Source organism: Paenibacillus sp. TSM33, from assembly GCF_056099025.1.
Genome location: NZ_JBLZXB010000020.1, coordinates 57160 through 71850 on the forward strand (window position 1 = coordinate 57160; position 14691 = coordinate 71850).

A 14691-nucleotide genomic window follows, 5' to 3' on the forward strand; every position below is an offset into this window, starting at 1 on the left:
CCATCTTTATTACTGCATGGCGACTTCCTGAAAGGTGATGCCACTTGTCCCTCTCCGCAGCAGACTTTCCGCCAAGGACAGATTGACCAACGTGCAGGTTTCACGCAACCCTTGAACTTGCAATAGGGATTTCCCCTCGGTACGTTTTCGATCTACCACCAGCTTCATCAATGTTCCTCCGGGATGAAATTGACTTTCCTCACCCAAACAATCCACTAACGGGGGTTGAATCATCCAATACAACTTTTGCTGCGAACGTTCTATATCCCGAAGCAAAGCCATGCGGCTGAACAAGCTTGGCACATAGACCTGTAACAATTCATGCACAGCATCAGATACCATCATCCTGGAACCCATTAGAATATCAGGGTAAATTGTATAATCGTGACCATTAACCTTAAACTGTGCAGCATAAGACGGGGGCCAATTCGTCCAGTCATTTAGGTCCATCATCTCTGCATTTGCCTCTTCATCCCACACGGGTACAGCAGCATACAACATCCGATCATCCTGCTGACAAAGGAAATATTCCACTATGCCACGCACCTTCCATTCCGTTTGTCCCACATTGTGTTATCCAAATTAAGTTAGACTCTGAACGGCTGGATGCATACCTAAACTAAACCGGCTTCCATCCAGCACCGCTCCTTTGAAGCAGGCTCCCTCAAACGCTGCACCCATAAAGTCAGCCCCCTGCAATATGGCCCCGGTGAAATCTGCATCCTTCAAGTAAGCTCCCTGAAACTGGGCTCCTGTAAGATCCGCTCCTGCAAAACTTACGGGTTGAAAACCGGGTCTTTCCCATCGTTCAGACTGGTAAATTCCAGGTACAGCTATTGCATCCCGGAAAGATGCCCCTCTTAAGTTGGCTTGTTCAAAACGGGCTTCCTGAATCAAACAACCGCTAAAATCCGCTTCTTGTAAACAGGCTTTATTCCAACAAGAGCCGATCAAATTTCCTCCTGTAAAAACACTATTGTTAAAAGAACTTTCACTCAAATCGGCATATTGCAGACGTATTCCCTCATAATCTCCTTGAGATCCGTTAATTCCCCGAAAAACTTCATGTATGTAATCATATGGTTTCTTTTCCTCAAGCCACTCTTTCATCACCGTCGAATCTTTGACACACACATCTCGTTTATAAACGACTTCGCTTCGATCTAAATACTCTCCGACTCTCAGTTCGAACACATCTTCCAACTGTATTTCATCCAACCATGCTTCTGTGATACTAAAACGCGCCAAAGCAATGATATATTGATGAATATGTATTGCCACGCGCAATTTCATCCTTTGAATATCATCCAATCCGATTCTTCCGCCATATTTCTTAGCGTGCTTACATAATTCAGTCTCCCACTCGTCCAAATAGCGAAATGCCTAATCTGCATCATAAGTATCTCGGCAAGGATGGCGATCCATAAACCACGTCTTGTCCATGGCCTCCACTAAATAGGTCGCCCTTCCGTTTGCTAATTCGGTACGAAGCATGAAGTAAGATATATATCCCAACGCCTGCTTGGTACCTTCTCGCTGCATCTGCTTGACTTTCCCGAGTAGTTGCTCCAGTGAATTACGAAATGTCTTGGCCAAGGTATACTTATGGTTTTGAAAAGAGGCTTCCACCGCGAATAACATTTGGTGCTTAAGCGGTTCATAGACCTCATTTGCAAAATGTTGGAGAATTTCCTCACGATTCACGTTCTATCTCCTTTCTGGTTGCTGCGTTTACATACTGCTGTGCGTATTAAAGTAGCTGTTTATCTTAAACCGAAATCTAATATAAATGATATGTGAAATCATAATTTTCAAGGGTATATTTAACAATAAAACATCCTTGTGTATGTATCGGATAGATTAGCGATTTTGTTTACAGAAAGAACCATAATACGTGTTATTTTCAATGTAAACAATAAAGACTTTGCTATACAACTAATCTATCAAATCGTATATCTTAGGAGAGTGAGTAAATATAATTAATTCCCCTCATCTTTCCTCGTTTCATATGATGTTTACAAATCATGATGAACCTTTAAGACTTAATAATCTCATTTCTATACTCTACTCAATAAAAAGCAAAAACCCGCTCAGAGAGCAGGATGAGCAGGTAGAGCAACGGGAGTCAAACCTCTTCCAAGAGGCAAAGAAACAGATTCTGCGGGTGTAGTGACAGGCTTCCCTTTCCCTGTCACTGAATAACTTCGAGTCTTCGGCTAGCCGCACTAGGAACCACTATAGGTTGAGCTCTTATTCTGGAACATAGCGTGTAGAGCGAGAGCATGTTCACTGAATATTGCCGAACATTTCTTCTGTCCATTCTCTGATGCTCTTCTTTATATAGCTAGTAATGCTAAATTTCTCTTGTGTATAAGCTAAAAGTCATTAAAAGAAAGAAAATTATATTTTTCTGAACTGGCTTTGCGCAATAATTTGAAAAGGCAAAAGCGACCAATCTCAAAGAATTAACCGCTTTTAGTCTTAAGGCTGTATTAAAGCTCCTGTAAAAGTAATTGCTCCAATTGCATTTTGCAGTACCGACGTTTGATAGTGCGGCTAACGAATACGACACATTACCAGTCCCAGGGGTTAAATCAACGTGGTTAACACTGGTTGCTCCATATGTGGCTATCCTACTCGTTAGTTCAATAAAAGGAGGCTTTCACGCCTTCGCTTGGGCTAAGTCCTCCTCCCTAAATTAGATTCACAATATTTAACTAAAGAACGTATGCGGATAGCATGTAATGCTTAAAAAGGAACCCTAACTTAATCAAAGTACTAAGAAAATACTTTATTTTCTTTGACATCAAGGCAGCTTAATACCGGTTAGTTCAGAAACTAAAATAAACCGGTTATCCTAAATTAGGACAACCGGTTTTTAAAACTCAGGAACCAACTATAACGTAAAGGTACCAACTTTAATGTAACTGAACAAACTGATCATTTTGTGTTAAAGCTTATTCTACAGTAACACTTTTCGCCAGGTTACGTGGTTTATCAACATCATGACCCAGTGCAAGCGATGCATAGTAGGCTAACAATTGGAGAGCTATAACTGAAATCGCAGCGGACAGAATCGGAAGTGTTTTTGGAATTGCAAATACTTGATCCACGGATTTCAGTAGCTCAACAGCGTGCTCTTCATACGTGATTGCAAGCACGTCACCGCCACGAGCTTTGACTTCCTTAATGTTGCTCACAGTTTTTTCCAACACGGATTCCTGAGTTACCAAAGCGATAACTGGAATTCCCTCTTCGATCAATGCCAGTGTACCATGCTTCAGCTCCCCAGCAGCATATGCCTCGGAATGAATGTAGGATATTTCCTTGAGCTTCAGAGAACCTTCCTGTACTACAGCATAGTCTTGACCACGACCAATAAAGAACAGGTGCTTGTTGCTAGCGATTTGCTCAGCATAGGCTTTGATCGCATCTGCTTTACCCAACATCTCTTCTACTTGCTCTGGCAGTGATTCCATAGCAGCCAGCACATGAGCTACTTGCTCATCCGTTTGTGTGCCGCGTACTTGAGCCAGATACAGACCCAACAGATAAAACGCAATCAACTGGGAAGAATACGCTTTGGTGGAAGCTACGGCAATTTCCGGTCCTGCCAGTGTAACCAACACATCATCTGCATCACGAGCGATGGAGCTGCCGACTACGTTGGTAATCGCCAGTACATGAGCGCCGTTAGCTTGTGCCTCACGCAATGCTGCCAATGTATCAGCAGTTTCACCGGATTGACTCACCACGATCACCAATGTTTCTGGTGTTACGATAGGAGAACGGTAGCGATACTCGGAAGCTACATCGTTTTCAACAGGAATACGAGCCATACTTTCAATAACCGTACGGCCAATCAAACCAGCATTGTAAGCTGTACCACATGCTACAATTTGAATGTTGCGGATATTTTTAATTTGTTCTTCTGTCAGCTTCAGCTCTGGAAGAACAACTTTTTTAGTATCTTTATCGATACGGCCCAACATCGTATCACGGTAAGCCTTAGGCTGTTCGTGAATTTCTTTCAACATGAAATGCTCATAGCCGCCTTTTTCCGCTGTTACAGCATCCCATTCGACATGAATCATTTCCCGAGAAATAAATTGGCCTTCGATTGTCATTAATTCGACAGCATCACTAGTCAGAACAGCCATTTCGCCATCGTTCAAAATAAATACATTGCGTGTATATTTCAGAATAGCCGGAATGTCGGAACCGATAAAGTTCTCGCCTTCTCCCACACCAATAACCAGCGGGCTGGCTTGGCGAACAGCTACCAGCTTATTAGGCTCGTGCTCGGTCAGCACTCCCAGTGCAAAAGCACCGCGCATAAAGGTAATTGCTTTTTGTACTGCTTTAACAATATCTCCTTCATACTCACGCGCAACCAGATGGGAAATAACTTCTGTGTCCGTTTCGGAAATAAAGGTATGACCTTCGCTGATCAGCTGTTCCTTCAGTTCCAGATAGTTCTCAATAATTCCGTTGTGAACTACAGAAAACTTTTGGCTCTCATCCAAATGCGGATGGGAGTTCTCATCAGAAGGTTTACCGTGCGTTGCCCAACGTGTATGTCCGATGCCTGCATGACCTACTAACGGCGTACCATCCAGTTTAGCTTCCAGGTTTGCCAGACGACCTTTTGCCTTGGCTACTTGCAGTCCTGAATCTGTAAACACGGCAATACCCGCAGAGTCATACCCGCGGTACTCCAGCTTCTTCAGTCCGTCAATCAATACCTCTTGCGTATTCTGATTACCAATATATCCTACAATGCCACACATATTCGTTATCCTCCCGATCATCATTTCACAAGACGACTCATCACAGGACTAACGTGTGCGGTAGATTGTGGAATAAAGTTCATTCATCTATGAAGTTGTCAATGATAACTATAGAATTTACAGGCATCTCTTCACGAATGTAACGAAATTCCCAAACCGCGCACGCCAATGATGATGGCCGCACATTCATGAAATGAATCTTATAATTTAGGTTATAAAATAATTAGGGCATCTACCGGTGCGTTGTGTAAACAGTTGCCTGTTCATTTTCCGCTGCCGGTTTACGGGTTGATGCTTCACCGGAAGGTCCCCGCCGAATGTTTCGAACACCTTCACCTCGTCAGCTTGCTTTGTCGTGAACCGATTGCGAGCAACATCCTCTCAATGGAATCTATTGCTTCTCCACCAAGTTCCCCCGCACAAATCAAGCTCTGGCGCTTGTAATACGTTACCTCACAACCCTCGCTTTCTCTATCTAAGTCACAGCATCCCTATATTATATTCAGCAGAGTATCATTTGGCAATGACACTTTATTCATAATTACATCACAAAGGCACTAACTCATTAGTAAATAACCGTAAACGCGGTTGCCTGCTTATGTTTTACAGGCAACCTACGTTTACAAAATTTTAAACTAATTCTTTTTTCACGACATTTACGATCTGTCCGACAAATTGCTCCAGCTCATCCTTATCCGGGCCTTCGGCCATCACACGAATAAGCGACTCTGTACCTGAAGCACGGACCAATACACGCCCATTATCGCCCAATTGTTGTTCCACCTGTTCAATTGCTTCTGCAATCGCAGGGTTCCCCTCGTAATTACGTTTGTCCTGCACACGTACATTTACAAGAACTTGTGGATATTGTTTCATAAGCGATTTTAGTTCGCTCATCTTCTTGCCAGAAGCTTTCAGGGTATCTACCAATTGAATCCCTGTCAGCATGCCATCGCCTGTCGTATTATGGTCCAGGAAAATAACATGACCAGACTGCTCGCCGCCCAGGTTAAATCCACCCCGGCGCATTTCTTCCATCACATAACGGTCTCCGACCGCAGTTTTTGCAGTCTTGAGAGCCAGCTTTTCAGTAGCTTTATAAAAACCGATATTACTCATTACTGTTGATACAATAGTGCTATCCTTGAGTTTTCCAGCGCGGTTCATTGCATCTCCGCAAATACAGAGAATGTAGTCTCCATCTACTTCTTCCCCGTTCTCATCAATTGCGATCAGGCGATCGGCATCGCCGTCAAAGGCAAGCCCAATATCCGCTTTCAAGCGGCGCACTTCCTCTTTCAGCTTTTCAGGATGAGTTGAGCCGCAATGATCATTGATATTCAATCCGTTTGGCTCCGCGCCGATCGTGTGCACTTCAGCTCCCAAATCCGCAAAAAGCTTCGGCGCCAGCTCATAAGCTGCTCCGTTTGCACAGTCCAATACTATTTTTAGGCCTTCAAAAGAATGACTGATTGTTGTTTTCAAAAACTCCAGATAATCGTAGCGGGAATGCTCGTCTACAACAACCGTGCCCAATCCGCTGCCAATCGGACGAGGCAATTGGTCTTCTTTCGCATCCATGAGCTCTTCAATTTTTAATTCCGTTTCATCGGTTAATTTAAACCCATCACCGCCAAAAAACTTAATCCCGTTGTCCTCAACAGGATTGTGAGATGCTGAGATCATGACACCAGCGTCCGCTTTCAATTGTCGTGTGAGATATGCCACCCCAGGTGTCGAAACAATACCTAGGCGAACCACATTAGCCCCAATAGACAACAACCCGGCTACCAGTGCCGATTCCAACATCAGTCCGGATATCCGTGTATCCATACCAATAACAACTGTAGGTTTCTCTACATTACCTGCTAAAACATATCCGCCGCAGCGGCCAATGCTATATGCCAGTTCGGCTGTTAGTTCCTGATTAGCAATGCCTCGTACACCATCTGTACCAAAATATTTCCCCATGTAAAATGACTCCCTTTTTTTGTCTAATAATCTTGATCATTTACTACAGATAAAACATGTTATGGCTGACTGTTCTCCGAGGTTCCATTCGCAGAGGATTCTGCGCCGTTATGAGGACTTGTTTTATCCTCCGCAGCTGCGTTGTCCGCGGTATTATCGTCAGAGCTGCCACTTTGATTACCTTGCCCCTCGTGAGGCCTCTCCTGCCCCTTATCACCGCTACCAGAGGGGTTTGATTCATTCTCACTATTCGGATTCGTTACAGCAGGCGTAGAAGGGCTCTCAATGTTTACCGTTGCCTTTAGTTGGCCGGCATTCACGGCTTGCGTAATGTATTTAGGCAAGCCTACTTTTAGAGTAACCTCGTGTTGACCAGCCGCGAGGCCACTTACATTTGCCACCAAACTAACGTCATCATTGGTTAAATTGTTCACCAAATCCTGCGGACCCTTCACAGTAACATCCATCGTCTTGCCTGCGGGCGCTATCACTGTCGCATTCGCTCCATCTCCTGCACCTTGTAAAACGATTGGGATGCCTAATAGCGTCCGTTCCGTATCTGTAACTTCATTGGAAGGAACGACGGTCACCTGAATTTGTATTGACCCTGGCTCGATTTTATCAGAACCTGAGGGAGCTGCCAAATTAGCTTGAACCGTACGTGTCCCCGCTTCCGTAAATTGACTCAGATCGAGTGTAACCGTGACATAAGAGCTGAGGCTGCTTAATACATCCTGCGATGCATATACCGCTGCTTCCTTGACGTTTGCGTTTACTTTAGAAAGCGCCAATCCGTCTGGCAGCTCTCCGGAATAGACTATCTTGACAGGCACAGACTTCGCCTGCTGAGTGACCGGGATTTCAACGGACACAGTGGATGGCTCGATGACCGCACCTGTGAGTTCCTGTCCCCTTTTGTTATAAGCCTTCAGTTTTACACGTTTCTGTTCAAACTTTTCTGAAATGCCATCCGTATTAACAGCCCCTTGCACCGCAGAAACGGTATTCAACTGGCTTTTGGGTAAAGTAACCTTTACCGTTTGAGGAGTAATCACAGGCTTACCGAGCTGTAGCCCCGCATCTGGACTACCCTTAGGTACTATAGATACATTAAATGATTTCGTTTGTTTTTCCTCAATTGTTACTGTAACACGGTTAGGAGTCATCGATACCAATTCCACCCCATCCGGCAAATCCGGTTCAAGTGACAATGTCTTAGTACCTGCTCCTAAGCCGCTTAAGTTTAATTTTGCCTGATAATTATCTGCGAAAAATGTAGTCAGGACAGAGCGCTGTCCTCTGACCTCCATCTTTACATGATCAGTGTCCATCGTAGACAGCACATATTTTGAATCATCCAGACCACTGGCCTGAATGGCCACATTATCAATTATTTTATTATTATAAGAAACGGTCAACGTAGATGAAGGTGTACCTGCATCCAGATGAACCATTCCCCACAGCATTATAGCAACCGCAAGCGCCAATATCTTGGAAATCGTATTATTGTTAATCCATTTGTCCATCATGAATTTCCACGGCCTCCCCTCCGGTTCCAGAATGAGCCGCGTTTTTCCTTCAAAGACGGTGTTGGCCGCAACTCCTCATACAGCTTGGAGATTAGGGACTCTTCCTTAATGTCACGTACGACCTGTCCATTGATAGCCAACGAAATTTGTCCTGTTTCCTCTGATACCACGACAGTTACAGCATCCGTTACCTCACTCACGCCAATTGCAGCCCGATGGCGGGTTCCCAACTCCTTGCTAATGAAGGGGTTTTCCGACAATGGCAAATAGCAGGCCGCAGAGGCAATCTGTTTATTCTGTATAATCACCGCACCATCATGCAAAGGCGTATTGGGAATGAAGATGTTGATTAGCAGTTCAGAACTCACTACGGCCTGTGTCTTGATACCAGACTCAGTATATTCGTTCAGTCCTGTCTCGCGCTCGAATACGATCAATGCTCCTATTTTTCTACGTGATAAATAATTCAGCGCCTTAATCATTTCTCCAATTAATTTATTGAGTTCTTCATCATCTACCGACGAACGCCCAAATAGTTTACCACGCCCCAACTGCTCTAGAGCACGACGTAACTCAGGCTGAAAAATAATAAAAATAGCCACTACACCAAAGGTGAACATCTGATTCATCAACCACTTGAGCGTGTACAAATCAAACCAGGTACTAACCGCCCAAATAACGACCAGGAACAGAATCCCTTTTAACAATTGAACTGCTCGCGTTCCGCGAACAAGTAAAATTAGCTGATACATAATATACGTTACGATTAAAATGTCGATAATATCTTTAATGGACTCTTTCCAAGTCAGGTCCGCAAAATAATCCAACATGCGCATGCCCCCGCAATTTTCTGTAGTGAGTGGGTGTAGTATGTACACAGTATGCTCTCTCTATCTAGGTTATAACGATCAGGCTCGCGTTGCAAGCTGTGCGACAAAATAATCGCCAATATCAGTAAAATACAGTACAATTCGCCAGATATATATACAAAAAAGCGCCTTTCCAGTGGAATAAGGCGCTCGATATCGTTCTTGCCATTTCAAGCTTCTTTTATGGAGAAGACGGTCCCCCGAACAAATCGGTAACCTTGTACCAAATCCAGTCCAAGGTTTGATCGATACTTTTAACCTGTCCTGCAATATGGGCGGTTGAAGCTTGATAGTACGAGCCGTCAATCACAGTAAGATTTCCTTCCACATCACCGTATACACGGGCCTCACCATTTTGTACTGTTAAATCTCCGGCAATGGATTTCCCTTCAGGTACAATTACAGTATCGCCCTGAATAACAACTTGATCTAGATTGCTTCCTTTGACTACCAATTGATGGTCCGTGCTAGAAAAGCTGGCCATACTTGAGCATATCACAATAAGGAAGAAGGCGGCGGCTGTTACAGCGGGATGCCTCTTCACCCAAGCTAGCATAGGCACCGCAGGCTGTCGTTTATGCGGCGGCAAAGCATTCATAATGCGAAATGTCAGCTCATCCGATACACACGGCACTTGATGATAGCGTGTACCGTAAAGCATCGCATCCGTCCGCTCCAGCTCTTTAAAACGCATGCGGCATTCCGGGCAGTCTAACAAGTGTTGTTCCAACTCATGTTTGTCCTGCTCAGACAGGTCGCCATCTAGATAGTCATGCATAAAAGAGACGGCTTGTTTGCAATCCATATGAGCCAATCCTTTCTAATATTCTTCCGTGTTTCTCAACATTACATGCTCCAGCTTAGAAACTTTGCTCATCTTACATACGTTACAACGAGCATTATGTTTCATAAAAACATCTACGCAGGCACTTTTCCTAGAATGTATGCACATCATTTATAGCTTGTGCTCCAGTTTTTTGCGTAGAAAATCCCGTCCCCTGTGTACCCTTGTCTTAATTGTGGTAACTGGCAGATTGAGCACATCGCTAATTTCCTGCAAGGAAAGCTCCTGCAAGTACCGTAGAACCATAATCGTCTTGTATTTATCAGGAAGGCTGTCAATGGCGTCATGAATTAAAGCTTGCGTTTCCGACAACAGCGTACTCCCTTCAGGGGTAAGCTCTTCACTAGCAAGCATGGCGTACCCATCAACACCTTCTTGATCATTCATTTCAGCATCAAGTGAGTATGTAGGTTTTCTCCTTCGCAGACGATCAATGCACAGATTTGTAGCAATCCGATAAATCCATGTTGAGAACTTCTGTCCATGGTCATACTTTTCCAAGTTACGATACACACGCAAAAAAGTTTCCTGCACCAAATCCTCCGCCTCGTGACGATTACCTAGCATCCGGTAGGAAAGATGAAAAATCCGATCTTTATATAACTCGACTAACTCCGCAAAAGCTCGCTGATCACCTTTCTGCACCAGCCTAACCAAGCGGCTTTCCATATTATCCACTCTATACTCCCCCAGACTTGCTGATGGGTTACTTATTACATGTTTATGATTATTCATCGTAGTTTAATTTTATCCAGAAATCAACTGAAGTGTGGACATAAGTAACAAACTCGCGCTTCATTACTATAAACACAGCACAATCGGGCACTCCATGAGTACCCGATTGCCTGTATCATACGGCCAAACTATATCAGCCTGTGTTTCTCAAGCCTGCGGCAATTCCGTTAATCGTCAACAGTACCTCACGCAGCATTTCAGCGTCATCACCGTTCTGATTACGCAGCTCACGTAGCTCACTCAGCAATTGAACCTGCAAATAACTTAACGGATCGACATAAGGATTACGCAACCTGATAGATTCCTGAATAACAGGTACATCGTCCAAAATCTCAGATTGTCCGGTTATTTTCAAAATCAATTCAGATGTCAGCTTGAACTCTGCAGAAATCTGCCCGAATATACGATGCCGTGCTTCTTCGTTATCCGACATCCCAGCATACTCCTCTGCAATCAGCAAATCCGCTTTAGCGATTGCCATTTGGAGTGTATCAATAAGCGACCGGAAGAAGGCAGAGTCTCTAAACATCGTTTGCAGCACTTTAAGGTTATCTTCATTGTTTTGATAGTAGCTTTGCAAACCTGTTCCTGCCGCATACCAAGCAGGTAGCAAGTAACGACTTTGTGTCCACGCAAAGACCCATGGAATAGCGCGCAAATCCTCAAAACGTTCACTGTTCTTACGCTTGGACGGACGAGAGCCAATATTCAGCTCGCCTACCTCAGGCAACGGTGTAGATTCTTTGAAGAAAGTGAAGAAATCTGGATCTCGGAAAATCAAATCCTGATACTTCTCCAGTGATACTTCGGAAATACGGGCAATAATCTCCTCCCAGCTTTCCTCGAATACTTCTTTCTTTCCTGAGCGATGATACGCGGCAGCCGTAATTAACGCCGATGTCGCCTGCTCCAAGCTCCGATATGCAATCCCCTTAAGCGAATAGCGGGATGATAGCACTTCGCCTTGCTCCGTAATCTTAATTCCTCCACCAATGGTATGAGGAGGCTGAGCCAGAATACTGCGGTTAAGTGGCATTCCTCCGCGCCCCAGCGCTCCTCCACGTCCGTGGAAAAACTTCACTTTTGCGCCATACTCGTTCACTACTTCCGTAATGCTATTCATAGCGACCCGAAGTTCCCAGTTCGCTGTAACCACACCGCCATCCTTATTACTATCCGAGTAGCCAAGCATGATCTCCTGAAGCTCATCCATCGCGGCTACAGATTGTCGATATACAGGCAGGTTCATCAATCTTCTCATAATATCAGGTGCAGCATGCAGATCATCTATCGTTTCAAACAAAGGAACGGATTGCAGCGTACTAATAACAGTGCCATCCTTCTCGATGCGGAAAAGACCCACCTCTTTGGCTAATACCATAACCTCAAGCAAATCACTGGCACCCTGAGTCATACTGATCAAGTAGCTTGTAATGGACTGCTTGCCAAATTCCTCTTGAGCCAAATAAATCGTACGATATACATCAAGACATTCCTGTGTGCTATCGCTATATTTTAAATACGGCGAAGTAATCGGACGAGGTTCATTTAGCAGTTGTTCCAGCAGATCTATTTTTTCTTCCTCTGACAGCTTACTGTAATCTGACACAATATTCATTTTAGAAAGAATTTCAGTCATCGCATTTTCATGCTCCTGACTATGCTGACGTACATCCAGCGTAGCGGTATGAAACCCGAATAGCTCTACCTGACGAATCATCTTTTGAATATATGTGTCTGCCACATAATCAGCAAAATGATGACGCAGGCTGTTGTCAATCACATTCAGGTCTGCAATCAGTTCTTCAGCGGAACTGTAGCGCTCCTTAGTCCCCTGTTTGCTTTCATCCAAAACATTATTCACCTTAGCAATCATATATGCCAGTTTGATGCGATAAGGCTCTTTTTCGTTATGCCATACTTCCATTTTTTTAAGTGTGATGTGGGCGCGATCTTCTTCAATAGAAGTCAACAAATCATCAGAAACTCGCACAATGCTGGTACTAAAGCTCAAGTAACCCATGAGTTCCTTCAACGTGTGCTGATACTCTCTCAAAGCCAGCTTGCGTTGCATACACAACGTTTCCCAAGTCACATGAGCTGTAACAGACGGATTCCCGTCTCTGTCTCCACCGATCCAAGAACCAAATCTCAAATAAGTCGGAATGTGCCATTTTTGCTCAGGATAATATTTGTCCAAACATCGTTCCAATTCTTGGTATACATCCGGCAATACATGAAACAAGGTCTCATGAAAATAATACATTCCATTTCTTACTTCATCTAGTACAGTTGGCTTTCGATCACGCAGCTCATCCGTCTGCCACAGTGTAATTACTTCATTAAGCAGATTTTCCCGCACCTGTTCTCGCTCACGCAAGGTAAGCATCGGATTATCCAGCAGCATGACGTCTTCGGAAATACGTTTGTGGATATCCAAAATTACTCGTCGTGTTGCTTCTGTAGGATGTGCAGTCATGACCAGTTCCAAGGAGAGTTCATTCAACATGTTGCTAACGTCCTCAGCGGAGAAGCCTCCTTGTTTAAGCTCCTGAACGGAACTTTCGATAGAACCGGGTTGAACCTCTTCACCAGCGGAATGCTCATAATCCCGCTTACGACGAATACGGTGGTTCTGCTCAGCGATATTCACCAACTGAAAGTAAATCGCAAACGCGCGAATAACCTGGTGACGAATATCCGTATCCAGTCCACTGACCATTTGTTTGAAATTCTCGTATAACTCCGGCTGATACCCGGCACGTAACGATTTACTTGCCTCACGTATTTTCTCCACGATATCCAAAAGTTCGTTGCCACCCTGATGAACCAAAACCTCACCAAGAATATTTCCTAGAAAACGAACGTCCCGCCGTAGCAGATTGTTGGATTGGTTTTTGTTAGCGGTTAACGTAAGCTCAGTCATGCTTTTCCCCCCATCTGATCTGTTCCACACCTATTCAGTTGTAGCAAAGGTACGTATACACACGAAATTTGACACTTTCTTAACATCATACAATAAAAACGTATGAAAAGCTGCAAAATTTACAGGAAAAAATCATGCTTTTGAAATACTTTTTTGGAGAATATATTGGTCACTTATACAGAAAAATGAAATTAATAAATATACCTGATTTTATACGCTTAGATGTACGAAACATTATGCACAGTCTCTTATAAAAAGTGTGTTCTAAAAGATACAAATTCTCGTGTCATGATGTGTATATGTTTATTATTTGTTGACAACGTGAAATTCATTGAACTCTATCCACAAAGATATACACAAATAAGCCATAATCCCAGTATTGTAGATTTGTTTACTCATAACCCCCTACGTGTTACCCACATAAATAAAGAGGAGTGTGTACAACAAAAGGAGCAGATGTAAAGTTATTAACATGAATTTCGTAACCTAATAATTATAGGATTCCTATTTTCAATGGATTTGATCACGAATTTAGCCTTACTACAGGAAATAGGGAGCCGTAAGAGGGGAAACCCAGGTCTAGGTGATAAAAGTCTATGTAGAATATGCACAAGTCATCCCCAACCGTGCATGAAAAGAGGCATCATCCAATGGTCTATATACATAAATGTTAATGTATTGTGGACAAAATAAAAAGAAGCCTTTCGGCTTCTAGGTAATCGGTAAGCGGGTGATGGGAATCGAACCCACGCTATCAGCTTGGAAGGCTGAAGTTCTACCATTGAACTACACCCGCAAATCAGTATCGGGATGACACGATTTGAACATGCGACCCCCTGGTCCCAAACCAGGTGCTCTACCAAGCTGAGCTACATCCCGATATTATATTTTTTTAAAAATATGGCGCGCCCTGAGAGATTCGAACTCCCGGCCTTTTGATTCGTAGTCAAACGCTCTATCCAGCTGAGCTAAGGGCGCAAATATGGAGCGGACGACGGGAATCGAACCCGCGACCCTCGCCTTGGCA

10 protein-coding genes and 3 tRNA genes are annotated in these 14691 nt (G+C 43.9%); all 13 read right to left on the reverse strand.

What is annotated here, in order from left to right; genetic code table 11:
* Positions 1-9 precede the first annotated feature (9 nt).
* A complete protein-coding gene (locus tag ACN6NF_RS21930; protein ID WP_474319573.1) occupies positions 10-567 on the reverse strand; it encodes a hypothetical protein in 558 nt (185 codons plus the stop codon).
* A 15-nt stretch (positions 568-582) separates the two neighbouring features.
* Positions 583-1281 carry a pentapeptide repeat-containing protein gene (locus ACN6NF_RS21935; RefSeq protein ID WP_474319574.1) on the reverse strand — a complete coding sequence of 233 codons (699 nt, stop codon included), beginning with the start codon at positions 1279-1281 and terminating at the stop codon, positions 583-585.
* 102 nt (positions 1282-1383) lie between these two features.
* A complete protein-coding gene (locus tag ACN6NF_RS21940; RefSeq protein ID WP_474319575.1) occupies positions 1384-1704 on the reverse strand; it encodes a hypothetical protein in 321 nt (106 codons plus the stop codon).
* Between the two features lie 1253 nt (positions 1705-2957).
* Positions 2958-4790, reverse strand: a complete 1833-nt coding sequence (gene glmS / locus ACN6NF_RS21945; RefSeq protein WP_447249405.1) for a glutamine--fructose-6-phosphate transaminase (isomerizing) — start codon at positions 4788-4790, stop codon at positions 2958-2960.
* Between the two features lie 630 nt (positions 4791-5420).
* Entirely contained in the window at positions 5421-6761 is a 1341-nt protein-coding gene (glmM, locus tag ACN6NF_RS21950) for a phosphoglucosamine mutase (RefSeq protein WP_474319576.1), read from the reverse strand.
* 59 nt (positions 6762-6820) lie between these two features.
* On the reverse strand, positions 6821-8290 hold the full coding sequence (locus ACN6NF_RS21955) for a CdaR family protein (RefSeq protein WP_474319577.1): 1470 nt from the start codon (positions 8288-8290) through the stop codon (positions 6821-6823).
* Positions 8287-9120 (reverse strand): diadenylate cyclase CdaA, encoded by an 834-nt coding sequence (gene cdaA, locus ACN6NF_RS21960; protein ID WP_474319578.1) that lies wholly within the window; start codon positions 9118-9120, stop codon positions 8287-8289. The genes ACN6NF_RS21955 and cdaA overlap by 4 nt, the downstream gene beginning before the upstream one ends.
* Before the next feature lie 220 nt (positions 9121-9340).
* Positions 9341-9964: an anti-sigma factor gene (locus ACN6NF_RS21965; RefSeq protein ID WP_474319579.1), complete on the reverse strand. Its 624-nt coding sequence runs from the start codon at positions 9962-9964 to the stop codon at positions 9341-9343.
* A 150-nt stretch (positions 9965-10114) separates the two neighbouring features.
* Positions 10115-10681 carry an RNA polymerase sigma factor SigW gene (sigW, locus tag ACN6NF_RS21970; protein WP_013373239.1) on the reverse strand — a complete coding sequence of 189 codons (567 nt, stop codon included), beginning with the start codon at positions 10679-10681 and terminating at the stop codon, positions 10115-10117.
* Positions 10682-10871: 190 nt separating this feature from the next.
* Positions 10872-13664, reverse strand: coding sequence for a phosphoenolpyruvate carboxylase (ppc, locus tag ACN6NF_RS21975; protein WP_474319580.1), 2793 nt, complete (start codon positions 13662-13664; stop codon positions 10872-10874).
* Positions 13665-14389: 725 nt separating this feature from the next.
* A tRNA-Gly gene (locus ACN6NF_RS21980) sits at positions 14390-14460 on the reverse strand.
* 9 nt (positions 14461-14469) lie between these two features.
* Positions 14470-14543 (reverse strand) — tRNA-Pro (locus ACN6NF_RS21985).
* Positions 14544-14565: 22 nt separating this feature from the next.
* A tRNA-Arg gene (locus ACN6NF_RS21990) sits at positions 14566-14642 on the reverse strand.
* Between the last annotated feature and the right edge of the window lie 49 nt (positions 14643-14691).